This is a genomic window from Pseudomonas sp. 8(2025) (assembly GCF_052665325.1).
The window spans coordinates 51,090-74,842 of the sequence record NZ_JBQOIE010000011.1 but is presented as its reverse complement, the minus strand read 5'-3'; the positions used below and the strand labels follow the sequence as shown (position 1 = coordinate 74,842).

The window sequence follows — 23,753 nt, the reverse complement described above, 5'->3', positions numbered from 1 at the left end:
CGCCTTGCGCAACATGAGCCGAACATGATCCCTGAACTGCCCCACGCCCAGCTCGACTGGGACGACCAAGGACGCCCGCGCTCGCGGGTCTTCGACGATGTGTACTTCTCCAGCGAATCGGGCCTGGATGAAACCCGCCACGTGTTCATCGAACAGAACCGCCTGGGCCAGCGCTTTGCCGCCCTGACCGATGGCGAACGCTTCGTTATCGGTGAAACCGGCTTCGGCACCGGGCTGAACTTTCTCTGCGCCTGGCAGTTGTTCCAGCAACAGGCCCCGACCGGTGCCCGGCTGCATTTCGTCAGTGTGGAAAAGTACCCCTTGAGCCCTGCCGACCTGCAACGGGCCCTGGCCCTGTGGCCGGAACTGGCGAGCTTCTCTGCACCGCTGCTGCAGCAGTACGTGGCAGTGCATGGCGGCTTCCAGCGCATCGTGCTGGAGGGCGGGCGAGTGACCCTGACCCTGCTGATCGGCGATGCCCTGGAGCAACTGCCGCAACTGGACGCCCAGGTCGATGCCTGGTTTCTCGACGGTTTCGCACCGGCCAAGAACCCCGACATGTGGACCGCCGAGCTCTTCGCCGAACTGGCGCGCCTGGCCGCCCCGGGTTCCACTATGAGTACCTTCACCAGCACCGGCTGGGTGCGCCGGCTGCTGAACAGTGCCGGCTTCAAGATGAAACGTACCCCGGGCATCGGCCACAAATGGGAGGTACTGCGAGGCGAGTTCCTCGGCTGGCCGGAGGATGCGCCGGCGCCGGCCAGGGCCAGGCCCTGGTTCGCCCGCCCCCCGCGGCAAGAGAAGACCGCCCTGGTGATCGGCGGCGGGCTGGCCGGTTGTGCCAGCGCCGCCAGCCTGGCCGCCCGCGGCTGGCAGGTGCAATTGCTGGAGCGTCATGCAGAGCTGGCCCGGGAGGCCTCGGGCAATCCCCAGGGCGTGCTCTACCTCAAGCTCTCGGCCCACGGCACCGCCCTGTCGCAGATGATCCTCAGCGGCTTCGGCTATACCCGGCGCCAACTGGAGCACCTGCAGCGCGGCCAGGACTGGGATGGCTGCGGCGTGCTGCAACTTGCCTTCAACGCCAAGGAAGCCGAGCGCCAGGCCCAACTGGCCGCGGCTTTTCCCGCCGACCTGCTGCACCTGCTGGACCAACCCCAAGCCCAGGCACAGGCCGGTATCGGCCTTGAGCACGGAGGCCTGTTCTACCCCGAAGGTGGCTGGGTGCATCCGCCGGCCCTGTGCCAATGGCAGGCCAGCCACCCGCGGATCCAGGTCCTGGCACACCGGGAAGTCCTGGAACTGCGCCGGGTCGATGAGCAATGGCAAGCCTGGGACGGCGACCGGATGCTGGCCAGCGCCGCGGTGGTGATCCTCGCCGGTGCGGCCGAGATCAAGCGCTTCCCGGCCAGCGCCGATCTGCCCCTCAAGCGCATTCGCGGGCAGATCACCCGCCTGCCCCAGACCGCACAAAGCCAGAGCCTGGCCACGGTGGTCTGCGCCGAAGGCTACGTCGCCCCCGCGCGCCTGGGGGAACACACCCTGGGCGCCAGTTTCGACTTCAAGAGCCAGGACCTGACCCCCACCAGCGCCGAGCATGCCGGCAACCTGGAGATGCTGCGGGAAATCTCCAGCGACCTGCTGCACCGCCTGGGTGCCGAGCAACTGCCCCTGGACAGCCTGCAAGGCCGCGCGGCCTTTCGCTGCACCAGCCCGGACTACCTGCCTATCGTCGGCCCCCTGGCGGACCCGCTTGCCTTTGCCGAAACCTACGCCGCCCTGGGCAAGGATGCGCGCCAAGTGCCGGACCTGCCCTGCCCCTGGCTCGACGGCCTGTACATCAACAGTGGCCACGGTTCCCGTGGGCTGATCACCGCGCCGCTGTCCGGCGAGCTGCTGGCCGCCTGGCTGGAAAACGAGCCCCTGCCCCTGCCCAGAAGCGTGGCCGAAGCCTGCCATCCGAACCGTTTTGCCCTACGTCGCCTGATTCGCGGCAAGGCCTGAAGCAGAGCGGCGGCGCTGATTTTCCAGCGCCGCCAATGGCCGCTGGCCAGCACCAAGCGCTACATCCAACCGTCTGCCCCCACTCAACTGCTTATAACCGATCGATCTAAAACTCCCGAGTTACGCACAGGTCAGTTTCCAGGTAGCCGCCCTTTTGACGGCGGCAGATTGACTCTCCCCAACGGAAAAACCGGTAAGGACTTATGTGCGGACTAGCTGGCGAATTACGCTTTGATCATCAACCTGCCGACCTGGCAGCGGTTGAACGAATCACCCACCACCTGGCCCCTCGCGGCCCGGACGCCTGGGGCTTTCACAGCCAGGGCCCGATTGCCCTCGGCCATCGACGGCTGAAAATCATGGACCTTTCGGACGGTTCGGCGCAGCCCATGGTCGACAACCAACTGGGCCTGTCCCTGGCCTTCAATGGCGCGATCTACAACTTCCCCGAACTGCGCGCCGAACTGGAAGCCAAGGGTTATGCCTTCTATTCCGGCGGCGACACTGAGGTGTTGCTCAAGGGCTACCACGCCTGGGGCGCGGACCTGCTGCCCAAGCTCAACGGCATGTTCGCCTTCGCCATCTGGGAGCGCGATGCCCAGCGCCTGTTCATCGCCCGCGACCGCCTCGGGGTCAAGCCGCTGTACCTGTCGCGCACCGGCCAGCGCCTGCGCTTCGCCTCGGCCCTGCCGGCGTTGCTCAAAGGTGGCGACATCAACCCGTTGCTCGACCCCGTGGCGCTCAACCACTACCTGAACTTCCATGCCGTGGTGCCAGCACCGCGAACCCTGCTGGCAGGCATCGAAAAACTGCCGCCGGCCACCTGGATGCGTATCGAGGCCGACGGCCGCACCGAGCAACAGACCTGGTGGACCCTGCCCTACGGCCCCCGTGCCGACGAAACCAACCTGACTCTGGAAGACTGGCGTGACCGGGTGCTGGACAGCACCCGTGAAGCGGTGGCCATCCGCCAACGGGCAGCGGTGGATGTGGGCGTGCTGCTGTCCGGCGGTGTCGACTCCAGCTTGCTGGTGGGCCTGCTGCGAGAGGTCGGGGTGGACAACCTGTCGACCTTCTCCATCGGCTTCGAGGACGCCGGTGGCGAGCGGGGCGACGAGTTCCAGTACTCCGACCTGATTGCCCGGCACTACGGCACCCGGCATCACCAGTTGCGCATCGATGAACGTGAAATCATCGAACAGTTGCCCGCGGCCTTTCGGGCCATGAGCGAGCCGATGGTCAGCCACGACTGCATCGCTTTCTACCTGCTGTCCCGGGAAGTGGCCAAGCACTGCAAGGTAGTGCAAAGCGGCCAGGGCGCCGACGAACTCTTTGCCGGCTACCACTGGTACCCGCAGGTGGACGGCGCCAGCGACCCCTACGCGGCCTACCGTGCGGCCTTCTTCGACCGCAGCTACGACGACTACGCGGCCACCGTACAACCGCAGTGGCTGACCGCCAACGATGCCGCCGGGGATTTTGTCCGCGAGCATTTCGCCCAGCCCGGCGCCGACGCCGCGGTGGATAAGGCCCTGCGCCTGGACAGCACGGTGATGCTGGTGGATGACCCGGTCAAGCGTGTGGATAACATGACCATGGCCTGGGGCCTGGAGGCGCGCACGCCGTTCCTCGACTACCGCCTGGTGGAGCTTTCGGCCCGGGTGCCGGCGCGCTTCAAGTTGCCGGACGGCGGCAAGCAGGTGCTCAAGGAAGCTGCGCGGCTGGTGATCCCCAGCGAGGTGATCGACCGCAAGAAAGGCTACTTCCCGGTGCCGGGCCTCAAGCACTTGCAGGGCGCGACCCTGGACTGGGTACGCGAACTGCTGCTGGACCCGAGCCAGGATCGCGGCCTGTTCAAGCCGGCCATGCTCGACCGCCTGCTGACCGATCCCCAGGGCCAGCTGACGCCCTTGCGCGGCTCCAAGCTGTGGCAACTGGCGGCATTGAACCTGTGGCTCAGCGAACAAGGAATCTGACCGATGAAAGCTCACGCCACGGCTTACAGCCAACGCCTGCTGCGCGGCCAGGCGCCGTCCTATGAACGCCTGCAGGCGCGCTTCGCCGAAGACGGCAGCGAACCCGGGTGCGAACCTATCGCGGTACATTGCGGTTGGGGTCGCCTGCTGATCGGCCATACCTTTCCCGACCCCACCAGCCTGGCCGGGGAGTTGCTCAACGAGCGACCTGGCGAGCGCGACATCGCCCTGTATGTGGCAGCGCCGCAACAGGTGCTCGGGCTGGAACCGGCGCAACTGTTCCTCGACCCTTCCGATACCCTGCGCCTGTGGTTCAGCGATTACCGCCAGGCCACTCGGGTATTTCGCGGTTTCCGCATCCGTCGCGCCCAGAGCGAAGCCGACTGGCAAGCCATCAACCATCTGTACCAGGCCCGCGGCATGCTGCCCATCGACCCGCAACTGCTGACCCCGCGCCATCAGGGCGGGCCGGTGTACTGGCTGGCCGAGGACGAAGACAGCGGCGCGGTGATCGGCAGCGTCATGGGCCTCAATCACCACAAGGCCTACCAGGACCCGGAACACGGCAGCAGCCTCTGGTGCCTGGCAGTGGACCCCGACTGCAGTCGCCCGGGCGTCGGCGAAGTGCTGGTGCGCCACCTGATCGAACACTTCATGAGCCGCGGCCTGAGCTACCTCGACCTGTCGGTGCTGCACGACAACCGCCAGGCCAAGAACCTCTACGCCAAACTCGGGTTTCGCACCCTGTCGACCTTCGCCATCAAGCGCAAGAACGGCATCAACCAGCCGCTGTTCCTCGGCCCCGGGCCCCAGGCGGAGTTCAACCCCTATGCGCGGATCATCGTCGAGGAAGCACATCGCCGGGGCATCGATGTTCAGGTGGATGACGCCGACGCCGGGCTGTTCACCCTCAGTCACGGCGGTCGCCGGGTACGCTGCCGGGAATCGCTGAGCGATCTCACCAGCGCCATCAGCATGAGCCTGTGCCAGGACAAGAGCCTGACCCACAAGGTGCTCAAGGGTGCTGGCTTGAACCTGCCGGCGCAGCAACTGGCGGGCAACGCCGATGACAACCTGGGCTTTCTCGACGAGCACCAGCGGGTGGTGGTCAAGCCCCTGGATGGCGAACAGGGGCAAGGCGTGGCGGTGGACCTGCGGACCATCGAAGAGGTGCAAAAGGCCATCGACCACGCCCGCCGCTTTGACAGCCGGGTATTGCTGGAAAGCTTCCACGAAGGCCTGGACCTGCGCATCCTGGTGATCGGCTTTGAAGTGGTGGCAGCGGCTATCCGCCGTCCCGCGGAAATCATCGGTGATGGTCAGCACTCCATCGGCGCGCTGATCGAAGCCCGCAGCCGTCGCCGCCAGGCGGCCACCGGCGGCGAGAGCAAAATCCCCCTGGACCAGGAGACCCAGCGCACCCTGCATGCCGCCGGCTACGACTACAACAGCGTACTGGCCGCCGGGGAGCGGCTGTTTGTACGGCGCACCGCCAACCTGCACACCGGCGGCACTCTGGAAGACGTCACCGGCATCCTTCATCCGACCCTGGCCGACGCCGCCATCCGCGCAGCCCGTGCCCTGGACATTCCCGTGGTGGGCCTGGACCTGATGGTGCCGGCGGCGGATCAGCCCGAGTACGTGTTCATCGAAGCCAACGAACGCGCCGGGTTGGCCAATCACGAACCGCAACCCACCGCCGAACGTTTTGTCGACCTGCTGTTTCCCCACAGCCAACCGGCGCCGTGATCCTTCGCCGGCAAGCCGGCTCCTACCCTCACTGGTAGGAGCCGGCTTGGCAGCGAAGGCGCCCCAGGCCCTCCATCCATGCCCTCATCGAAACCATCGATGGCCGTTTCTCATCAGGAGTTTCCATGACCCGCAAGATTCCCGAACCCGACCTCGCCTACCTGCAGAAAGTCCTCCTGGAAATGCTCGCCATTCCCAGCCCCACCGGCTTTACCGACACCATCGTGCGCTATGTCGCCGAACGCCTTGAAGAACTGGGCATCCCCTTCGAGCTGACCCGTCGCGGCACCATTCGCGCCACCCTCAAGGGCCAGAAGAACAGCCCGGACCGGGCCGTCTCGGCGCACCTGGACACCATTGGCGCCAGCGTGCGCGCGGTGAAGGACAACGGCCGCCTGACCCTGGCCCCGGTGGGCTGCTGGTCCAGCCGCTTTGCCGAGGGCAGCCGGGTCAGCCTGTTCACCGACAACGGCGTGTTGCGCGGCAGCGTCCTGCCGCTGATGGCCTCCGGGCACGCCTTCAACACCGCGGTGGACGAACTGCCCATCAGTTGGGACCACATCGAGCTGCGCCTGGATGCCTACTGCACCACCCGCGCCGACTGCGAATCCCTGGGGATAGGCGTGGGTGACTTTGTTGCCTTCGACCCCTTGCCCGAGTTCACCGAAAGCGGCCATATCAGCGCCCGGCACCTGGACGACAAGGCCGGTGTCGCCGCGCTGCTGGCCGCGCTCAAGGCCATAGTCGACAGCGGCGAGCCGCTGATGATCGACTGCCATCCGCTATTCACCATCACCGAAGAAACCGGCAGTGGTGCGGCAGCGGCCCTGCCCTGGGACGTCAGCGAGTTCGTCGGCATCGACATTGCCCCGGTCGCCCCGGGCCAGCACTCCAGCGAACATGCGGTGAGCGTGGCCATGCAGGACTCCGGTGGCCCCTACGACTATCACTTGTCCCGCCACCTGCTGCGCCTGGCCGGCGAACACGAGTTGCCGGTGCGTCGCGACCTGTTCCGCTACTACTTCAGCGACGCCCATTCGGCGGTCACCGCCGGCCACGACATCCGCACTGCGCTGCTGGCCTTCGGTTGCGACGCCACCCACGGCTATGAGCGCACTCATATCGACAGCCTGGCGGCACTCAGCCGCCTGCTGGGGGCCTACATCCTCAGCCCGCCGGTATTTGCCAGCGACGCGCAACCGGCCCAGGGCTCACTGGACCGCTTCAGCCATCAACTGGAGCACGATGCACAAATGGAAAGCGATACCCGGGTGCCCTCGGTGGACAGCCTGGTGGGGCAGAAATCCTGAACCCGCCCCGGAGTTTGTGCACGCCCTGGCTGGCGGCACGGCCCCGGGCGCAGTAGGATCCCGGATTGTTTGCCGGAGGCCCCCATGCTGATTCCCCACGACCAACTTGAAGTCGACACCCTGACCCGCCTGATCGAGGACTTCGTGACCCGCGAGGGCACCGACAACGGTGATGAAACGCCCCTGGAGACCCGTGTGCTGCGGGTGCGCCAGGCCTTGACCAAGGGCCAGGCGGTAATCGTCTTCGATCCGGACAGCGAACAGTGCCAACTGATGCTCAAGCACGATGTGCCCAAGGAGCTGTTCGACTGACCCTACCCCCGGCCCAGCTTCTCTGGGCCGGGTTATTCAGCCATTGGAAAAGCGCGGGCCGAACAGAATCACACTGGCCCCGATCACGCACAGCGCCAGCCCCAGCCAATCCGAACCCAGGGGCCGTACCCGCTCCACCACTGCCAGCCAGCCAATCGAAGCGACGATATAGATGCCTCCGTAGGCGGCATAGGCGCGCCCGGCGTAGGTGGCCTCGACCTTGGTCAGCAACAGGGCGAACAGGGTCAGGCTGACCAGCGCGGGAATCACCCACAAGGCACTCTTGCCCTGACGCAGCCACATCCAGAACGCATAGCAGCCGGCGATTTCAAACAGCGCGGCGAGGAAGAACCACAGGTAATTGAGCATGCAGGAACTCGTCAGGATTGTCGGATGCCGGCAACCCTAACGACGCCCAGGGGGATTGGGCAAGCTCAACTGGCGCTTTGCTTGGCCTTGGCGCGCATCTTGTCGGCCATCAGGGTCATTTCGTCGTACAGCGCCTGGGGATTTTTCTGCTTCAGGGCCCAGGCCATACGGCCCTGCTCATGGGGCAGGATCATGAACTGGCCGGCATCGACCTGGGCATGGATGTAGTCGGCGATCTCGGCGGCGGTGATCGGCGAGTTTTCCAGCAACTTGCCCACCTGGGCCTTCATGGCCGGGGTCGGCCCCCGGAAGGAGTCCAGCAGGTTGGTCTGGAAGAACGACGGGCAGACCACATGCACGCCGATTTCCTGCTGCGCGAGCTCGATCAACAGGCTCTCGGAAAGCGCCACCACTCCGGCCTTGGCCACGTTGTAGTTGCTCATGGCCGGGCCCTGCATCAAGGCCGCCATGGAAGCGATATTGATGATCTTGCCCTTGCTCTGCTCCAGCAGCGGCAGGAAGGCCTTGCAGCCCTTGACCACCCCCATCAGGTTGATCGCGATCTGCCAGTCCCAATCCTCCAGCGACAGTTCGCTGAAGAACCCGCCAGAGGCCACGCCGGCGTTGTTGACGATGATGTCGATGCCGCCGAACTTCACCTCGCAGGCCTGAGCGAAGGCGGTCAACTGGCTGTAGTCACGCACATCGCAACGCTGCACAAAACCGTCACCACCGGCTGCACGCACCAGTTTCAGGGTTTCCTGCAGGCCCGCCTCGCTGACATCGGACAAGGCCAGCCGCCAGCCCTCGCGGGCCCAGCGCAAAGCGATTTCGCGACCCAGGCCGGAGCCGGCGCCAGTGATCATCATGCGATTTTGCATAAGAGTTGCCTTGTTGTTCCGGGGAAGATGAGCCGCAGTGTAGCGAAGGCCCCTGCGCCACCCACGCACCATCAGGGTGCTGAATGCCCCGGGCAAACCGCCGGCCCGGTGCCCCCGACCTGTCATCCGCCCCCCCTGCTCTGGGCAGGCGCAAAGGAAATAAGACCGAAAGCGGAAAGCTTTAAAAATACTTGGAATTTTCTGGAAGGGCGCAGAGTCGGATTTATTAAGCGGTTCGCTTTATCCCTAAAACGAACTTGTCCTTGAATAACTGCGTTGTTCAACTCTATTCCAATAAGGAAACAGCCATGGGCACCATTCTGATCGTTATTCTGATTCTGCTGCTGATTGGCGGCCTGCCAGTATTCCCGCACTCCAGAAGCTGGGGTTATGGGCCTTCAGGAATCATTGGCGTCGTGCTGGTGGTGCTGTTGGTACTCTTGCTGCTGGGCAGGATATAACGCCCTTATTGCTCGCCCCAGAGTATGTTTGCACGTAAAAAGGCGCCGGTCTTCACCGGCGCCTTTTTATAAGCCTGAATAAAAAACACCCCACTTGTGGGGTGTTTTATTCACGCGGGCAACTTGCGCCAACCCCGCATGACAGGGCCGGCGCTACAGCGTTTAGTCCGGTTTCCCGTTGACCACGCCTGCGGTGTTGTCGAGCAAGCTCTTGGTCGCCGTCTGCAGGAAGGATTCCAGCTTCTGCTTGAGCTGCGCCTCATCGGCAGAATCCGGGATCAGTTCGCCCCCCGGTGCCGAACCCAGTTCGTACTTGTACAGCCGTGGCGGCATTTCCTTGGGCAGTACCAGCACCCGGTCCGCCGTCAGCAGCGCTACGGTCTGGTCACTGCCCGAAGGCTTGATCACGCCGAAGCCCTTGTCGCCTTCCGGCAGGTTGAGCAGGTCGCGCCCCCAGCACTGGTGCAGTACGTCGCCACCCAGGCGGCCCATGATGGTGGGCACGATGTCGATCTGGGTGCCCACGGTGTGGTCACGCTGGCCGAACTTTTCCTGGATGCCCGGAGCGATCATCAGCATGGGCACGTTGAAGCGCCCCAGGTCCATTTCGGTGATCTGCTGCTCGTTGCCGAAGCCATGGTCGCCCACTACCACGAACAGGGTTTCCTTGAAGTAAGGCTCCTTGCGCGCTTTCTCGAAGAACTGGCCCAGGGCCCAGTCGGAGTAGCGCATGGCCGTCAGGTGTTCGTTGAGGCTGCCGCGGTCGGTCACCTTGTCCACCGGCAAAGGCGTGGGCAGGGCATACGGCGTGTGGTTGGACAGGGTCTGCAGCAGGGCATAGAACGGCCCCTTGCCTTCCCGGGCCTTCAACTCTTCCAGGCCGCGGTTGAACATGTCCTGGTCGGACACGCCCCAGGTCGGGTCGGAGAACACCGGATTGACGAAGTCGTTACGGCCGATGAAGTTGGTCATGCCCTGGTTGCTGAAGAACCCCGACTGGTTGTCCCAGGCGAAATCGCCGTTGTAGACATACACGTCATCGTAGTTGCGAGCACTGAGCAATTGCGGCAGGCCGGACAGCTTGTGGCTGCCTTCCGGGGTCTGCATCAGGTATTCGAAGCCAGGCAGGTTGGGGAAGCACGCCATGGTGGCGAACATGCCCTGGTGGGTGTGGGTGCCGTTGGAGAAGAAGCGGTCGAACAGCAGGCCTTCCTTGGACAGTTTGTCGAAGTACGGAGTGATCTCCCCCGGACGTCCCAGGGCGCCCACCGAATGCCCGGCGAAGCTTTCCATCAGGATCACCACGACGTTCTTGATCGGCAGGGTCTTTTCCCCATCCGGCGTGTAGGTGCGGCGTACAGCGGCGATGTCGGCATCCACCAGCTTGTCACTCGGCACCAGCAGCATGTCGCGCACGGTCTGCTGCGCCAGAGGCTGAGGCAAGGTGGCCTTCCAGATATTGGTGCGGTCCTCGGACAGACGATCCTTGGCCGCCGCCATCAGTTGCAGCGTGCCATTGAGGCCCAACTGGTTGGCGAAGTTGGATTCGGTGGTGTAGACGTCCCCCCAACGCATCGGCGGGCCCTGGCGCAGAGTGCCACGGGCTGCAACCACGCAGATCAGCAGACACACCACGAACACCGCAATGCGCGCATACCAGGGGGCAATCTGCCGGGTGCCGACATTGCCGCCGCTGAACGGGCCGCGGGGCCGGGTGGCGCGGTCGGCCCCCTTGAATGCCAGGCTCAGGATCCAGGTGCCCACGGCCCAGGCCAGCAGGTAGCGGACCACCGGGAAGCCGTACCAGAGCATGCTCATCACGGTTTTCGGGTCTTCCTTCACATACTGGAAGACCAGGCCGTTGAGGCGCTGGTGGAACTCTCGGTAGAAGTCCATCTCCATCAGGCCGAGGAACAGCGCGATGCTGGAGGTGACTGTCAGCCAGAAGCGCAACACCCCGCGAGCCGCCATGGCCCGGGCGCTGAACAGCGCCAGCAGCAGCGGTACGCTGAGGTAGACCACCAGCCGCAGGTCAAAACGCAGCCCGTTGGCAAACGCTTCGAGGAAGGTCGAGGCCGGAGTGTCGAGAATCATCTCGCGGTTGTAGATCAGCAGCGCGACGCGCAACAGGGAAAGCATCACCATCATGACCAGGGCGCACAACAGCGTGTAGGCCAGATGGGATTTAACGGTCGGTTGCAGCAGGCGATTCGAGGATCGCTGCTGACTCAGGGCATCCGAGTTTGCCATGTGGTTTTAGGACCCATTGGAAGTTTAAGTTGCAAAGATAAAGCTGCGTTCTGCCCTCTTGTTGCCGCCAGGGCGACGGGGGAATTCGCGGTGCGCAAATGTTGCACGATCACTCAAGGCATTGCCATTGATTAGTGGGCAGCACCGAAAAACCCACTGCCAACGGCTCTGGGACAAGAGATTGCAGAGAGTTATACCGGGGAAAAAGCGCCGGCGAATTGTCTTAGAGCGTTTGTGAAAATTTCGTTCAACGCATGTTTAGTCACACAAAAAAGGGCCTGACGGCCCTTTTCCCTGTGCAACCTGCGTCTCCAGCTTCAGAGCCGCACATTGCCTCGCGGCCCGGCGATCGCCCAGATGATCAGCCCCAGCACCGGCAGGAGAATGATCAAGAGCACCCAGAGGACCTTCATCCCGGTTTCGGCGCCGCTTTTGAGTACGTTGATGATGGCCCAGATATCCAGGGCCAGAATGATCAGGCCAACCAGGCCATTGAAGGTGGAACCCATGGTGTCGCTCCCTAAATGATGGCGTGCCTCTTTAGGATAGCCGTGCTGGATCAGGGTTCCGTTTTATTCCACAGCCGCTCGGGCTTCAGACATGAACGGCGATCTTCAAGGCCTCCAGGGCCGGCGCTGCGGCGATCCCGACCTCGGCGCACAACTCCAGCACCCGCGGCACGTCGTTGCCGTAGACCAGTACCATCTGCAACTCGTCATCCAGCAACTGGCTGAAATTCATCAACACATAGCCGCCGTTTTCCGGGTTCATGCTGCCCATCTGGATCTGGATGCGGTTCAAGGCCGTCAGGGCTTCGATCTTGGCCAACTGCTTGGGCTTGATGTTGAAAGCCACGTCCTTGCCGAACGAGGCGACGATCTGGGCGAACAGGTCGACATAGGTATCGGCCTGAAACAACACGGTTTCCGGCAGACTGCCGACCACCACCCATTCCCCCAGGGGAATGGGGAAGCTGTCGTCGTAGTTGATATCCGGGTTGGCTGCCAGGAATCCCTGAGGGTCGGCGTAGGCCTGGCTCGCCTCCTCGGCGATCTGCTGGATCTCGGCATCGCCCATGCACCCGGAGCTGATCTTGCTAATGAGTTCGATAAGGGCGGTTTTCATGGGCACATCCTGGAAGCGAGGAAATCAAGGGGCGCGAAGGATAGCCTAAAGTGCCCGAGCTATCACGCCAGGCAGTACCTGACGCCCGCGCACCCCGATCATCGCCGCCTCAGGCCAGGAGTTTTTCCAGCTGCGCCGTGGTATCCATGGCGCCCATGGTCTTGGCCGCTTCCAGGGCACTCACGCCATTGCTGTCGCGGGCCTTGGGGTCGGCGCCCTGGCTGATCAGGTAGGTGACGATTTCCGTGCGATTGAACATCGCCGCCATCATCAGCGCGGTACGTCCGTCGAAGGACGAGCCTTCCACCTGGGCGCCCCCCTCCACCAGCGCCTTGACCACCGCCAAGTCGCCCTTGAAGGCAGCCCCGGCAATCGGGCTCTGGCCGTTGTCGTTGCGGATCTCGGGGTCGGCCTGGTGCTTGAGCAGTACCTGCACCGCATCCACATGGCCGTGATAGGCGGCGAGCATCAGCAACGTGTCGCCCTTGTGATTGCGCAGGTTGACCGGCAGGCCACTGGCAGCCAGCTTGTCGAGCATCTGTGCGTCGCCCTGGCGGGCCACGTTGAACACCTGTTCGACAAACTGGGCGGCCTCTTCTTCAGTCATCTGGCGGCTTTTGTCGGTCATCGGAAACTCCAGGTTCGGCAATTCGGAAAGGCGCTAGTTTCCCCAAGCCGGCGCCAGCCTGTCATCCCTTTTTTCCCGAGAGCCACCATAGGCAGAATCAATAACGCAGGCGCCCACCCTGAATGTCCGCGAGAATCTGCGGGGTCAGCCGCACGTAGGTATCCGAGCCCGGCAACCAGGCATACACCGGCTCGTCACCGATTTGCTGCAGATCGAATGCCTGCTCCTTGAGGCGACTCTTCTGGTACTTGAAGGTGCCGGTGGTGTCCATCTTCACTTTGATCCGCAGGAACAGCGGCACTGCGTAGGCCGGCAACTGCTGCCGGGCGAACTGCAGCAACTCGCTGAAATCCAGGGTCGCCAGGGATTCTGCCGGAGTGATCGCCACCATCCCGGCCCGACCGTTGGTGTTGTGGATCTCGACCCCATAGGCCACCACCTCGGCAACCTGCGGGTGCCCCAGCAGGACGTTCTCCACCTCGGTGGTGGAAACGTTCTCGCCCTTCCAGCGATAGGTATCTCCCAGCCGGTCGACGAACTGCACATGGCCAAAGCCGATATCGCGCAGCAGATCGCCGGTGTTGAAGTAGCAGTCGCCCTTCTCGAATACGTCCTTGAGAATCACCTTGAGGTTCTTTTCCGGGTCGGTGTAGCCATCCAGGGGCGCCTTGTCGTCGATCTTCGCCAGCAGCAGCCCCTGGCCACCCTTGGCTACCTTCTGCATGAAGCCCTGGCTGTTGCGTAGTGGCGCACCGGTATCGTGGGCGTATTCCACCAGCGCCCAGGGGATCAGGGAAAAGCCCACTGTATTGTCGAAGTTGAGGATGTTGCTGAAACCGATATTGCCGTCGCTGGCGGCATACAACTCACAGATATGACCGACGCCGAAACGTTGCTTGAACTCGCTCCAGACGCCCGGGCGCAGCCCGTTGCCGATCATCTTCGAGACCCCGTGCTCGGTATCCCGTGCGCAAGCCGGCTGGTCGATCAGGTAGCGGCACAACTCCCCGACATAACCCACGGTCGTGGCCTTGTAGCGGCGCACGTCATCCCAGAACTGGCTGGCGCTGAATTTGCGGCGGATGGCAAAGCCCGAGGCGCCGGTAATCGCCGAACCCCAGCACACGCACAGACCGGTGGCGTGGTACAGCGGCAAGGTGCAATACACCACGTCGCCGGGCTGCATATCCAGGGCGATGGTGCCGAAGCCGGCAGAGGTGCGCATCCAGCGACCATGCTTGAAGATCCCGGCCTTGGGCAACCCCGTGGTGCCGGAGGTGTAGATGTAGAAGCAAGGGTCGTTGAGGAAGATGCGCTGGGTCTGCGCCAGGTTGTCCGATGGGTAACCGGCGCTCTCGGCCATCAGGTTGCGCATTCCCTCGGGGGTCGGCCCGGGGTCGGCAAAGGTGTCCTGATCGGCCACGAACCAGGTGCGCTGCGGATCGATGCCCACCTGCTCGCGTACCGCCGAGTAAGCGGCCTGCAGCTCGCCGCCGAGGATGATCGCCGCCGGTTTCACCAACGCCAGGCTGTGCGCCAGCACGCCCTGGGTCTGCGCGGTGTTGAGCATCGCGCAAATGCCTCCAAGCTTGGCCACCGCCAGCACCGTGACCAGCAATTCCGGGCGGTTCTCGATGAAGATCGCCAGCACATCACCCTTGCCGATGCCCTGCTCCTGCAGGTAGGCAGCAATGCGGTTGGCCCATTGATTGACCTGTGCATAACTGAGCACCCGATCACCGTACAGCAAGGCCGGCCCCTCGGGGTTGCGCAGGGTCGCCTGCTCAAAGCTCCAGCCCAGGCCGCAGGGCTGGTCCGGGTTGTCGATATTGCCCGCCTTCATGCCCCGCACCACCCGCGGCAGTGCCCTGGCAATGGAGGGCACCTTACGCAGCATCATGCCCCAGGTGATCATGTCGCTCTTGTGCTTGTTCATGGTTGCTCCGGTTGCACAGCAAGGATCTGGGCCCGGGCCTGGCCGGCCGGGCGTTGGCAACAGCGGCGCAAGGCTCAACCGGGGGTAGCGATCCAGGGTGCGGCGAGCGGCACGCGGGAGCTGTGGATATCTCTCGCAAAGGGATGAAGGCAGGACAAGCGCAGGGCTGCAAAGAGCACCGGCGATGAGGCGCAGGAAAGGTTCATGGAGAGCGTCCTATGTTCTTATTATTGGTCGGGCGGGATCGCAAGATCGCGCCACAACACATTCCATGTCGCAGAAACGCCGTTCAAGCCGCTTTCGCGGGGCCGCCGAGGCCAGGTTGAACCAACGTGACTGGCTGGAAAATACGTCAGCTCTCGCGACGCTGTACACGGGGTTTTTGCAAACTTTTGTATCTACCCTCGGTCTCCCCACGCAGCGTACTTGTCCCCGCTTCAACGATTGAATTTTCCACCCTGGCCCGCGGTCACAACACTGCCACGGCACACGCCAACACCCCCTGCGGACCTGCAAAATGCAGGATGCACGATGGCCATTCATGCAATTTGCACGAACAGGCGCTTTTTTGATTTTTATAAGTTGTTGTTTTTAAAGGATATTTTAAAAAAACAATACTGGCACAATCGCTGCACCTATCACTCCACGCTTGCCCTTCAAGAGCTAACGGAGCTGATAGACATGAGCCTGATCCAAGAAAAATTTTCTTCCCTGTTCTCCAACTTCGAAGTGACCACCCAGCCACGCCCTGACGGTGGCATCCTGTTGACCCTGCGCAACAGCGAAGGCAAACAGTTCAAGCGTTCGATCTCCTACGCACAGTTGCACGCCGCCGACCAACTGTCGTGGGTCATCAGCGCAATTCGTCGGGACTTGGCCGAACAGGCCAGTGAGTTGCCACAGATCTCCATGCTGCAAAGCCAGAACCGCTTTGCCCTGCCGACTTACCACTCCGCGTAAGCCGCTTGCGCTGCACCTGTCCGGGCCGGCCCCACCTTGCGTGGGTCCAGCCCGTTGACGTTGTGCTCCCCGCTCAATCGTCCAGGCGCGGGAACTGGCTGGCGATCGCGTCGCCGGTCAGGCTGGCGTTCCAGCCCTGGGGGTTGTTGAACATGCGGATGGCCACCAGGTTCGGCCGCTCGCCCATGTCGAACCAATGGGCGGTGCCCGCCGGCACCGAGATCAGGTCATTCCTTTCGCACAGTACGGCGTACACATAGTCATCGATGTGCAGGTTGAACAGGCCCCGGCCCGCAACGAAGAAACGTACTTCATCCTCGCTGTGGCGGTGCTCATCGAGAAAGCTGGCGCGCAGCTCGGCCTTCTGCGGATGGTCTTCATCGAGGCTGATGACATCCACACTGGCGTAGCCACCCTCGGTCATCAGGCGATCGACCTGCTCCTGATAGGCGCTTATCACTTCTTGCTGGCCGGTGCCCGGCGCAACACGCGTGGTGGCAGGCCAGCGATCGAAACGAATCCCCTGCTCGGCCAGGGTTGCAGCGATATCGTCGAAGTGGGTCAGGACCTTGTTCGGCAGATCCGGACTGGATACGTGGTAGACGGACAGGCTGCTCATTACGGCAACTCCTCTTGCATGCGGGTGGCAATGATAACGGCTGCGGCCAAGGCTGCGACGCTGGCAATACTAAAGGTCAATGTGGGGCCCAGGGCATTCCAGCTATAACCCGAATACAGGGCCCCCAGGGCGCCCCCGGTTCCCGCCAGGGCCGCGTACAACGCCTGGCCCTGGCCTTGCTGGCGGGCACCGAAACTGCGCTGCACAAAATGAATGGCGGCGGCGTGGAAACTGCCGAAGGTCGCCGCGTGCAGCACCTGAGCCAACAACAGCACCCCGAGGTGTTCCGCCAGGCTGCCCAGCAGCAACCAGCGCAGAGCTGCCAGCAGGAAGCTCGCCAGCAGCACCCGCCGCACGGAAAAGCGCGCCAGGAGCCAGCTCATCGCCAGAAACATCAACACTTCGGCCACCACACCCAGGGCCCAGAGCATGCCGATCACCCCGCGGGTATAGCCCAGGCGCTCCAGGTGCAGAGTCAGGAAGGTGTAATAGGGGCCGTGGCTCATCTGCATCAGTGCCACGCACAGGTAGAAGGCCAGCACACCGGGGCTGCGCAGTTGCCTGACAAAGCCCTCCCCGGCGTGCCGCGGCCCCTGCACCCGAGGCTGGGCGTTAGGCACCCACAGGCTGCTGAGGACGATGCCCGCCATGATCACCACCAGCGCTACCGGGTAGATGTCCAGGCTCAACCACTCGAACAAACGCCCCAGGACCACCACGGTAAGAATGAAGCCGATGGAGCCCCAGAGGCGGATCTGGCTGTAGCGCGAGGCCTGGCCTTGCAGGTGCGCCAGGGTGATCACTTCGAACTGCGGCAGCACCGCGTGCCAGAAAAAAGCATGCAGGGCCATGACCATGGCCAGCCAGGCATAGCTCTTGTCGACGAAGATCAGGGAGAAACAGACCAGGGTGCAGAACGCACCAAAACGCACGATCGCCAGGCGCCGCCCGGTGTAGTCCCCCAGCCAACCCCAAAGGTTGGGCGCCACGCAGCGCATGAGCATGGGAATGGCCACCAGTTCGCCGATGCGCGCACTGGAGAACCCCAGGTGATCGAAATACAGCGCCAGGAATGGCGCGGTCGAGCCCAGCAGCGCGAAATAGAACAGGTAGAAACTGGAAAGCCGCCAGTAGGGAAGTGCCGCCACGGCCTTCAGACTGTGGCGACTGGCAGGACCGGCATTACAGCTGGCCCAGCACCGGCGTGCTGACGCGCACGTCGGCATTCTGGCCGCGGTGGCGCAGCAGGTGATCCATCAGCACGATGGCCATCATCGCCTCGGCGATCGGCGTGGCGCGAATGCCCACGCACGGGTCGTGGCGCCCCTTGGTGATCACGTCCACCGGGTTGCCGTCGATATCGATGGAGCGCCCGGGGGTGGTAATGCTGGAGGTCGGCTTGAGCGCCAGGTGAGCGACGATCGGCTGCCCCGAGGAGATGCCGCCCAGAATGCCGCCGGCGTTATTGCTGAGGAAACCTTGCGGGGTCAGTTCGTCACGGTGCTCGGTGCCGCGCTGGGCAACGCAGGCGAAACCGGCGCCGATCTCCACGCCCTTGACCGCGTTGATGCTCATCAGCGCATGGGCCAGCTCGGCGTCCAGGCGATCGAAAATCGGCTCGCCCAGGCCCGGCATCACCCCTTCGGCCACCACAGTGATCTTCGCTCCGACCGAATCCTGGTCTCGACGCAACTGGTCCATATAGGCTTCCAGTTCCGCAACCTTGTCCGGATCAGGGCTGAAGAAGGCGTTGTTGTCTACCGAATCCCAGGTCTTGAAGGGAATCTCGATCGGGCCCAGCTGGCTCATGTAGCCGCGAATCACGATGCCCTGGCTGGCCAGGTACTTCTTGGCAATGGCCCCGGCCGCCACGCGCATGGCGGTTTCCCGGGCCGAGCTGCGGCCGCCACCACGGTAGTCGCGGATGCCGTACTTGTGGTGATAGCTGTAGTCGGCGTGAGCCGGGCGGAACAGGTCCTTGATCGCCGAATAGTCCTTGGACTTCTGATCGGTGTTGCGGATCAACAAGCCGATGGAACAGCCGGTGGTCTTGCCTTCGAACACCCCGGAGAGGATCTCGACCTCGTCGGGTTCCTGGCGCTGGGTGGTGTGGCGGCTGGTGCCAGGCTTGCGCCGGTCCAGGTCACGCTGCAGGTCCTCCAGCGTCAGTTCCAGGCCCGGCGGGCAGCCGTCGACAATGGCGACCAACGCCGGACCATGGCTTTCGCCCGCGGTGGTGACAGTGAACAGCTTGCCGTAGGTATTGCCGGACATGCAGGGAGCTCCGTGAAATCAGCCGAAATAACTCAATCTGGATTAGCGCGTGCGCCAGTATACGCAGGCTACCCAACTAGTTCATCCTCGAACCTTCTGCCTGTTACCGAGTCAAACCGGCACCTTATCCATGATGGCGCGATGATGCTGCGAGTTCTTCTCTTGAGCCTTTCCCTGTTCACCGGCCTGGTTCATGCGGCCGTCCTGCAACGCCCCGTGAGCCTGGACACCGGGCACGGTGAGCTGTACGGCTCGCTGCTGCTACCCAAGTCCGAGCAGCCGGTGCCGGTGGTGCTGATCATTTCCGGCTCCGGTCCCACTGACCGCGACGGCAACAACCCCGATGGCGGGCGCAACGACAGCCTCAAGCGCCTGGCCTGGGTACTGGCCAAGCACAACATCGCCAGCGTGCGTTATGACAAGCGCGGCGTGGCCGCCAGCCTCGCCGCGACCCCGGACGAACGCAACCTGACCCTGGACGCCTATGTGGCGGATGCCGTGGCCTGGGGCAACAAGCTCAAGGCCGATCCACGCCTGGGCCAACTGATAGTCCTGGGGCATAGCGAAGGCGCACTGATCGCCACGCTGGCGGCACCGCAACTGAATGCCGCAGGCGTTATCTCGATCTCCGGAACCGCCCGCCCGGTGGACCAGATCCTGCGCCAGCAGTTGAGCTACCGCCTGCCACCGGCGCTGATGCTGCGCAGCAATGAGCTGCTGGACAGCCTCAAGGCCGGCAAGGTCGACCCGGATGTGCCCCCTGCCCTGCAAGTCATCTTTCGCCCCAGCGTGCAGCCTTACCTGATCACCCTGTTTCGCGAAGACCCGGCGGCGGCCTTCGCCCGCCTGAAGATGCCGGCGCTGATCATCCAGGGCAGCAACGACATCCAGGTCAGCGTCGATGACGCCAGGGTCCTCAAGGCCGCCAAACCGGATGCGCAACTGGCCCTGATCGAAGGCATGAACCATGTGATGCGCATCGTGCCCAATGACCTCAAGCGCCAGCTGGCCTCCTACAAGGACCCGCAATTGCCGCTGGCAGCGGAACTGGGCAGCGCGATCATCGATTTTATTGACGGACTTCACACCCGTTAGGCTGTTTTTGCCCTCCAGTCCTGAAAAAAACGGCCGATAAGCCTTTGCCGGCCGTTCAATTGCTGTCGGCGCGCAGCGATTGGACAGGATCTCGCCGTTATGACTGATACCCCGAATTCACCCGCCACCGAGCAGGAAGCCGCCGCCCCGGAAGCGCCGCCGCTGCCGTGGGCCGATGTGCAGGCCGAGCACCACAAGATGCTGCGCCTGGCACCCTTGCAGACCGACCGCGCCACGGGCGGACGGCCTCTGCGCTTTGTCGAGTTCGGTTATGCCGAACGCAACAACAAAGAGCGCAGCCTGCTGCGCATGACCATCAGCCTCCCCGGCCAACGGGTGCGCAAGGAACAGAATCACCTGGATGTGTGGGTCGAGCACGACACTCGCCGGGTGCACTTCGAGCCCGAAGGCGGCCTGCAGGTCGAACCGTTGAACCGCGGAATCGGCCGTTTCCTGCTGGCCCAGGCAGCGCAGTGGGCCCAGAAGAAGTGGCCGCACTACCGGGTCGACGGCTTCGACCTGGCGAACAAGGATGCCCTCAACGAAGACACGCGCCTGCGTCGCGACCACGTGCTGCGCACCCAGGGTTTCGATGTGGTGTATGCCGATGCCCAGCACCTCAAGGGCAGCGTCAAGGATGTCCAGGTGGGTGAACTGCTGGGCCAGTGGAATAGCGAAAAGCTGCAGTTCGTGGAGATTCTGGAAGCGGCGCAGATGCTCCAGCAGGCCGAACAGAATCTTGAAGAACTGGAAGTGAAGCTGCGCAAGCAGGAAGAGAAAGTCACCAAGTACAAGCGCGAGGACACCGGTCTGCGCTTCACCATCACCTGCCTGGTGGCCTTTGCGGTGTTCCAGGCCGGGCTGCTGATCTGGATTGCGACTCATCGCTGAGCCGCAACGCCTGACCGCCAGAGGCCCGCGTTGCGCGGGCCGGCAATCGGCTCAGACCCGGGACGCGAACAACGCCTGATGGTCGCGGCACTGCTCCGCGGTCAGCATGAACACACCGTGGCCACCGCGCTCAAAGTCCAGCCAGGCGAAGTCGACCTCCGGGTACAGCGCCTCGACATGCACCTGGCTGTTGCCCACCTCGACAATCAGCAAGCCCTTCTCGGTCAGGTGGTCCGCCGCCTCGGCCAGCATCCGCCGTACCAGGTTCAGGCCATCCTCGCCACAGGCCAGGCCCAGCTCGGGCTCGTGCTGGTATTCATCCGGCATGTCGGCGAAGTCTTCGGCATCGACATAGGGCGGGTTGGACACAATCAGGTCGAAGCGCTGCCCGGGCAGGCCATCGAAACCGTCGCCCTGGACCGTGAACACCCGCTCATCGACGCCATGGCGCTCGATGTTCTGGTTGGCCACTTCGAGGGCTTCGAAGGACAGGTCCGCCAACACCACCTCGGCATCACGGAATTCATAGGCACAAGCGATACCGATGCAGCCGGAACCGGTACACAGGTCGAGAATCCGTGCCGGCTCGCTGCCCAGCCAGGGCTCGAAACGTTTTTCGATCAGCTCGCCAATCGGCGAACGGGGAATCAGCACGCGCTCATCGACAATGAACGACATGCCGCAGAACCAGGCCTCGCCCAGCAGGTAGGCGGTAGGCACGCGCTCCTGGATACGACGCTTGAGCAGGTGCTGCACATGGACCAGCTCGTCGTCTTCCAACGCGCAATCAAGGTAGCTGTCGGCAATTTCCCAAGGCAGGTGCAAGGCGCCGAGCACCAGTTGACGGGCCTCGTCCCAGGCATTGTCGGTACCATGGCCGAAGAACAGATCCTCCCCATGAAAGCGGCTGACGGCCCAGCGGATATGGTCGCGCAAGGTGCGCAGGCGGGAAGTGATCACGGGACAGACTCCTGACAAAACGACCGGCGATTCTAACAGCCAAAACGCTTGCCGACGACGAATGAAAAACCAGCGACGGGCAAGAGTGTTCAAGCGCTTTTTGCTCGGGAAGGCTGCATACCTTGCCCCACTTGACAAGGCTGCAGGCCAGCAACGGCGCACCTTACGTTAGTAGCGATTCACAGAAGCGCTCCGCCAGAGGACAATGGCGCAAAAGCCCCACTCACAGGAGCCCCAGAATGTCCGTTCCAAAGACGATGTTTCAACTCAGCGGTCGTGGTTATGCAGCGGCCAATTTGAGCCACGCGACCCTTGTGATCATCGACGCCCAGAAAGAATACCTCAGCGGCCCGCTGGCCCTGTCCGGCATGGACGCGGCAGTGGCCAACATCCGCCAACTGCTGGCCGCGGCCCGGGCTGCCGGTCGCCCAGTGGTGCACGTACGCCACCTCGGTACCGTCGGCGGCCTGTTCGACCCACAAGGCGAGCGCGGCGAGTTCATTCCCGGCCTTGAACCCCAAGGCGACGAAACCATCATCGGCAAACTGCTGCCCAGCGCGTTCCACGGCACCGAACTGGAAAAGCGCCTGCAGGACCTCGGTTCCCTGGACCTGATCGTCGCCGGTTTCATGAGCCACTCCAGCGTCAGCACCACCGTGCGCGCGGCCAAGAACCTGGGCTTTCGCTGCACCCTGGTAGAAGACGCCTGCGCCACCCGCGACCTGCCCTACAAGGGTGGCATCCTCAGCGCCGAGCACGTTCAGCAAACCGAAATGGCAATCATGGCCGACAACTTCGCCACCCTCGCCCAGACCGCAAGCCTGATCTGATCAGCCCTGGTGAGCGGCTGGCGGGCCGCTCATCCATAAACCCCTCGCCTTTGCAGCAATTGCCTTAGCCTCAGGAACCACCCGGTCAACTTCCGGTCGAAGGGCCGATACCCATTGAGGAAGGTCGGAATGAAGATATCCGATGGTTTTGACGCACGCCGATTGCGGCCCAAAAGCCCGCGAAACTGGCGGTTGCGCCTGGGTGCGGGATTCTCCGCGCTACTGGCGACATTTGGCGTGCTGCTGGCGATGGCCGGTACTGCGAGCCTGCTGGGCCGTGCCCCGGCGCTGGGGGAAATGAATGCCAGCCCGGCGGGCTCGGCGGTGATCCTGGTGGTCGGCCTGTTGCTGCTGTATGTCGGCGTGCGCTTGTGGCGGCGCTGCCGGCGGCGCATGCGCCAGCCCCTGGCGCTGAACATGGCGCCGCACCTGATGAAAAAACACGACTGACATTCCCGAGGCGCGATTTGCGCGCCTTAAGGTGTTCCGAGTTGGGTAAACTAGCCGCCCTTCGCGGAGGCTGACATGCAAGACGACGATTTTTCCCTGTTCAAAAACGAGATCCGCGGCGTCAAGCCGATCAAGCACGATCGTGCCGATACAGGCAAACCCAAGAGCGACCGGGCGCAGATCGCCAAGTTGCGCCAGGCGGCCACCGTACGCAGCGAGACCACCACGGTGGACGGGCTGTCCGACCAGTTCGTCATCGACGTGGGGCCGGAAGATGAGCTGATGTGGGCCCGCGACGGGGTTCAGGAAAGCCAGATGCGCAAGCTGAAGATCGGCCAGATCCCCTTTGAAGGCAGCCTCGACCTGCATGGCATGACCGTGGAAAAGGCCCGGGAAACCCTCTGGGCCTTTCTCGCTGAAGCCACCCAGTTCGAAATCCGCTGCGTGCGCGTCACCCACGGCAAGGCCGTGCGCCTGGACGGCAAGCGACCGATGATCAAGAGCCACGTCAACACCTGGCTGCGCCAGCATCCGCAGGTGCTGGGCTTCACTTCCTGCCAGGCCAGGCATGGCGGTACCGGGGCGCTGTACGTCATGCTCAAGCGCACCATGATGGAAGGCCGTGACGAATAAAGCCGCTGCATCACGCTTGCAGCGTCGTGTCCGCCACCGTACC

Annotated in this window: 23 protein-coding genes; 12 read left to right on the top strand and 11 right to left on the bottom strand. The window is 63.4% G+C overall.

Annotated features, from left to right (window positions below; all coding sequences use genetic code 11):
* The first annotated feature begins 24 nt into the window (after window positions 1-24).
* From mnmC to ACUXVH_RS20790, 5 genes are all read left to right on the top strand, one after another.
* Window positions 25-2,001: a bifunctional tRNA (5-methylaminomethyl-2-thiouridine)(34)-methyltransferase MnmD/FAD-dependent 5-carboxymethylaminomethyl-2-thiouridine(34) oxidoreductase MnmC gene (mnmC, locus tag ACUXVH_RS20810; RefSeq protein ID WP_065365448.1), complete on the top strand. Its 1,977-nt coding sequence runs from the start codon at window positions 25-27 to the stop codon at window positions 1,999-2,001.
* Window positions 2,002-2,204: 203 nt separating this feature from the next.
* The gene (locus tag ACUXVH_RS20805) at window positions 2,205-3,977 is read left to right on the top strand and encodes an N-acetylglutaminylglutamine amidotransferase (RefSeq protein ID WP_011062603.1); all 1,773 of its coding nucleotides are present in this window, start codon (window positions 2,205-2,207) and stop codon (window positions 3,975-3,977) included.
* 3 nt (window positions 3,978-3,980) lie between these two features.
* A complete protein-coding gene (gene ngg / locus ACUXVH_RS20800; RefSeq protein ID WP_065365447.1) occupies window positions 3,981-5,726 on the top strand; it encodes an N-acetylglutaminylglutamine synthetase in 1,746 nt (581 codons plus the stop codon).
* Between the two features lie 125 nt (window positions 5,727-5,851).
* On the top strand, window positions 5,852-7,036 hold the full coding sequence (locus ACUXVH_RS20795; RefSeq protein WP_015636583.1) for an osmoprotectant NAGGN system M42 family peptidase: 1,185 nt from the start codon (window positions 5,852-5,854) through the stop codon (window positions 7,034-7,036).
* Between the two features lie 84 nt (window positions 7,037-7,120).
* Window positions 7,121-7,348, top strand: a complete 228-nt coding sequence (locus ACUXVH_RS20790) for a YheU family protein (protein ID WP_011062606.1) — start codon at window positions 7,121-7,123, stop codon at window positions 7,346-7,348.
* Between the two features lie 36 nt (window positions 7,349-7,384).
* Here ACUXVH_RS20790 and ACUXVH_RS20785 read toward each other — a convergent pair whose 3' ends face one another.
* Both ACUXVH_RS20785 and ACUXVH_RS20780 read right to left on the bottom strand, forming a co-directional pair.
* Complete coding sequence (locus ACUXVH_RS20785) at window positions 7,385-7,717, bottom strand: YnfA family protein (protein WP_011062607.1); 333 nt, start codon at window positions 7,715-7,717, stop codon at window positions 7,385-7,387.
* A gap of 65 nt (window positions 7,718-7,782) precedes the next feature.
* Window positions 7,783-8,598, bottom strand: a complete 816-nt coding sequence (locus ACUXVH_RS20780; protein WP_011062608.1) for an SDR family oxidoreductase — start codon at window positions 8,596-8,598, stop codon at window positions 7,783-7,785.
* A gap of 308 nt (window positions 8,599-8,906) precedes the next feature.
* Here ACUXVH_RS20780 and ACUXVH_RS20775 point away from each other — a divergent pair, with 308 nt between their 5' ends.
* Window positions 8,907-9,059 carry a DUF3309 family protein gene (locus tag ACUXVH_RS20775; protein WP_007945780.1) on the top strand — a complete coding sequence of 51 codons (153 nt, stop codon included), beginning with the start codon at window positions 8,907-8,909 and terminating at the stop codon, window positions 9,057-9,059.
* A 162-nt stretch (window positions 9,060-9,221) separates the two neighbouring features.
* Here ACUXVH_RS20775 and ACUXVH_RS20770 read toward each other — a convergent pair whose 3' ends face one another.
* The 5 genes from ACUXVH_RS20770 to ACUXVH_RS20750 form a co-directional block, all read right to left on the bottom strand.
* The gene (locus ACUXVH_RS20770) at window positions 9,222-11,309 is read right to left on the bottom strand and encodes an LTA synthase family protein (RefSeq protein ID WP_011062610.1); all 2,088 of its coding nucleotides are present in this window, start codon (window positions 11,307-11,309) and stop codon (window positions 9,222-9,224) included.
* A 317-nt stretch (window positions 11,310-11,626) separates the two neighbouring features.
* A complete protein-coding gene (locus ACUXVH_RS20765; RefSeq protein ID WP_015636585.1) occupies window positions 11,627-11,818 on the bottom strand; it encodes a PLDc N-terminal domain-containing protein in 192 nt (63 codons plus the stop codon).
* An 85-nt stretch (window positions 11,819-11,903) separates the two neighbouring features.
* Window positions 11,904-12,434 carry a hypothetical protein gene (locus ACUXVH_RS20760; RefSeq protein ID WP_015636586.1) on the bottom strand — a complete coding sequence of 177 codons (531 nt, stop codon included), beginning with the start codon at window positions 12,432-12,434 and terminating at the stop codon, window positions 11,904-11,906.
* Window positions 12,435-12,543: 109 nt separating this feature from the next.
* Complete coding sequence (locus tag ACUXVH_RS20755) at window positions 12,544-13,062, bottom strand: ankyrin repeat domain-containing protein (protein ID WP_011062613.1); 519 nt, start codon at window positions 13,060-13,062, stop codon at window positions 12,544-12,546.
* 97 nt (window positions 13,063-13,159) lie between these two features.
* Entirely contained in the window at window positions 13,160-14,998 is a 1,839-nt protein-coding gene (locus ACUXVH_RS20750; protein WP_015636587.1) for a long-chain-acyl-CoA synthetase, read from the bottom strand.
* A 681-nt stretch (window positions 14,999-15,679) separates the two neighbouring features.
* Between ACUXVH_RS20750 and ACUXVH_RS20745 the strand changes: the two genes are divergently transcribed.
* A complete protein-coding gene (locus ACUXVH_RS20745) occupies window positions 15,680-15,958 on the top strand; it encodes a DUF3509 domain-containing protein (protein WP_019093389.1) in 279 nt (92 codons plus the stop codon).
* Between the two features lie 73 nt (window positions 15,959-16,031).
* Here ACUXVH_RS20745 and ACUXVH_RS20740 read toward each other — a convergent pair whose 3' ends face one another.
* Genes ACUXVH_RS20740 through aroC form a run of 3 tightly spaced genes read right to left on the bottom strand, consistent with a single transcriptional unit; the run spans window position 16,032 to window position 18,851 of the window.
* The gene (locus tag ACUXVH_RS20740; RefSeq protein WP_065365446.1) at window positions 16,032-16,577 is read right to left on the bottom strand and encodes a 1,2-dihydroxy-3-keto-5-methylthiopentene dioxygenase; all 546 of its coding nucleotides are present in this window, start codon (window positions 16,575-16,577) and stop codon (window positions 16,032-16,034) included.
* Window positions 16,577-17,725 (bottom strand): MFS transporter, encoded by a 1,149-nt coding sequence (locus tag ACUXVH_RS20735; RefSeq protein WP_065365445.1) that lies wholly within the window; start codon window positions 17,723-17,725, stop codon window positions 16,577-16,579. The genes ACUXVH_RS20740 and ACUXVH_RS20735 overlap by 1 nt, the downstream gene beginning before the upstream one ends.
* A 34-nt stretch (window positions 17,726-17,759) precedes the next feature.
* A complete protein-coding gene (gene aroC / locus ACUXVH_RS20730) occupies window positions 17,760-18,851 on the bottom strand; it encodes a chorismate synthase (RefSeq protein ID WP_065365444.1) in 1,092 nt (363 codons plus the stop codon).
* Window positions 18,852-18,992: 141 nt separating this feature from the next.
* On the opposite strand from aroC, the gene ACUXVH_RS20725 reads away from it, so the two are divergent.
* Together ACUXVH_RS20725 and ACUXVH_RS20720 are read left to right on the top strand one after the other, a co-directional pair.
* The gene (locus ACUXVH_RS20725; protein WP_015636592.1) at window positions 18,993-19,946 is read left to right on the top strand and encodes an alpha/beta hydrolase; all 954 of its coding nucleotides are present in this window, start codon (window positions 18,993-18,995) and stop codon (window positions 19,944-19,946) included.
* A 99-nt stretch (window positions 19,947-20,045) separates the two neighbouring features.
* Window positions 20,046-20,837: a hypothetical protein gene (locus ACUXVH_RS20720; protein ID WP_065365443.1), complete on the top strand. Its 792-nt coding sequence runs from the start codon at window positions 20,046-20,048 to the stop codon at window positions 20,835-20,837.
* A 51-nt stretch (window positions 20,838-20,888) separates the two neighbouring features.
* Here ACUXVH_RS20720 and prmB read toward each other — a convergent pair whose 3' ends face one another.
* Window positions 20,889-21,797, bottom strand: coding sequence for a 50S ribosomal protein L3 N(5)-glutamine methyltransferase (prmB, locus tag ACUXVH_RS20715; RefSeq protein WP_041119437.1), 909 nt, complete (start codon window positions 21,795-21,797; stop codon window positions 20,889-20,891).
* Between the two features lie 239 nt (window positions 21,798-22,036).
* Between prmB and ACUXVH_RS20710 the strand changes: the two genes are divergently transcribed.
* From ACUXVH_RS20710 to ACUXVH_RS20700, 3 genes are all read left to right on the top strand, one after another.
* Window positions 22,037-22,627 carry a cysteine hydrolase family protein gene (locus ACUXVH_RS20710; protein WP_011062622.1) on the top strand — a complete coding sequence of 197 codons (591 nt, stop codon included), beginning with the start codon at window positions 22,037-22,039 and terminating at the stop codon, window positions 22,625-22,627.
* A gap of 129 nt (window positions 22,628-22,756) precedes the next feature.
* Window positions 22,757-23,077, top strand: coding sequence for a hypothetical protein (locus tag ACUXVH_RS20705; RefSeq protein WP_011062623.1), 321 nt, complete (start codon window positions 22,757-22,759; stop codon window positions 23,075-23,077).
* A gap of 75 nt (window positions 23,078-23,152) precedes the next feature.
* Complete coding sequence (locus ACUXVH_RS20700) at window positions 23,153-23,710, top strand: Smr/MutS family protein (protein WP_011062624.1); 558 nt, start codon at window positions 23,153-23,155, stop codon at window positions 23,708-23,710.
* Window positions 23,711-23,753 lie beyond the last annotated feature (43 nt).

Excerpts from the sequence above, each read along its gene's own strand:
- mnmC (WP_065365448.1), top strand. The coding sequence starts at position 25 with ATGATCCCTGAACTGCCCCACGCCCAGCTCGACTGGGACGACCAAGGA.
- ACUXVH_RS20805 (WP_011062603.1), top strand. The coding sequence starts at position 2,205 with ATGTGCGGACTAGCTGGCGAATTACGCTTTGATCATCAACCTGCCGAC.
- ngg (WP_065365447.1), top strand. The coding sequence starts at position 3,981 with ATGAAAGCTCACGCCACGGCTTACAGCCAACGCCTGCTGCGCGGCCAG.
- ACUXVH_RS20795 (WP_015636583.1), top strand. The coding sequence starts at position 5,852 with ATGACCCGCAAGATTCCCGAACCCGACCTCGCCTACCTGCAGAAAGTC.
- ACUXVH_RS20790 (WP_011062606.1), top strand. The coding sequence starts at position 7,121 with ATGCTGATTCCCCACGACCAACTTGAAGTCGACACCCTGACCCGCCTG.
- ACUXVH_RS20785 (WP_011062607.1), bottom strand. The coding sequence starts at position 7,717 with ATGCTCAATTACCTGTGGTTCTTCCTCGCCGCGCTGTTTGAAATCGCC.
- ACUXVH_RS20780 (WP_011062608.1), bottom strand. The coding sequence starts at position 8,598 with ATGCAAAATCGCATGATGATCACTGGCGCCGGCTCCGGCCTGGGTCGC.
- ACUXVH_RS20775 (WP_007945780.1), top strand. The coding sequence starts at position 8,907 with ATGGGCACCATTCTGATCGTTATTCTGATTCTGCTGCTGATTGGCGGC.
- ACUXVH_RS20770 (WP_011062610.1), bottom strand. The coding sequence starts at position 11,309 with ATGGCAAACTCGGATGCCCTGAGTCAGCAGCGATCCTCGAATCGCCTG.
- ACUXVH_RS20765 (WP_015636585.1), bottom strand. The coding sequence starts at position 11,818 with ATGGGTTCCACCTTCAATGGCCTGGTTGGCCTGATCATTCTGGCCCTG.
- ACUXVH_RS20760 (WP_015636586.1), bottom strand. The coding sequence starts at position 12,434 with ATGAAAACCGCCCTTATCGAACTCATTAGCAAGATCAGCTCCGGGTGC.
- ACUXVH_RS20755 (WP_011062613.1), bottom strand. The coding sequence starts at position 13,062 with ATGACCGACAAAAGCCGCCAGATGACTGAAGAAGAGGCCGCCCAGTTT.
- ACUXVH_RS20750 (WP_015636587.1), bottom strand. The coding sequence starts at position 14,998 with ATGAACAAGCACAAGAGCGACATGATCACCTGGGGCATGATGCTGCGT.
- ACUXVH_RS20745 (WP_019093389.1), top strand. The coding sequence starts at position 15,680 with ATGAGCCTGATCCAAGAAAAATTTTCTTCCCTGTTCTCCAACTTCGAA.
- ACUXVH_RS20740 (WP_065365446.1), bottom strand. The coding sequence starts at position 16,577 with ATGAGCAGCCTGTCCGTCTACCACGTATCCAGTCCGGATCTGCCGAAC.
- aroC (WP_065365444.1), bottom strand. The coding sequence starts at position 18,851 with ATGTCCGGCAATACCTACGGCAAGCTGTTCACTGTCACCACCGCGGGC.
- ACUXVH_RS20725 (WP_015636592.1), top strand. The coding sequence starts at position 18,993 with ATGATGCTGCGAGTTCTTCTCTTGAGCCTTTCCCTGTTCACCGGCCTG.
- ACUXVH_RS20720 (WP_065365443.1), top strand. The coding sequence starts at position 20,046 with ATGACTGATACCCCGAATTCACCCGCCACCGAGCAGGAAGCCGCCGCC.
- ACUXVH_RS20710 (WP_011062622.1), top strand. The coding sequence starts at position 22,037 with ATGTCCGTTCCAAAGACGATGTTTCAACTCAGCGGTCGTGGTTATGCA.
- ACUXVH_RS20705 (WP_011062623.1), top strand. The coding sequence starts at position 22,757 with ATGAAGATATCCGATGGTTTTGACGCACGCCGATTGCGGCCCAAAAGC.
- ACUXVH_RS20700 (WP_011062624.1), top strand. The coding sequence starts at position 23,153 with ATGCAAGACGACGATTTTTCCCTGTTCAAAAACGAGATCCGCGGCGTC.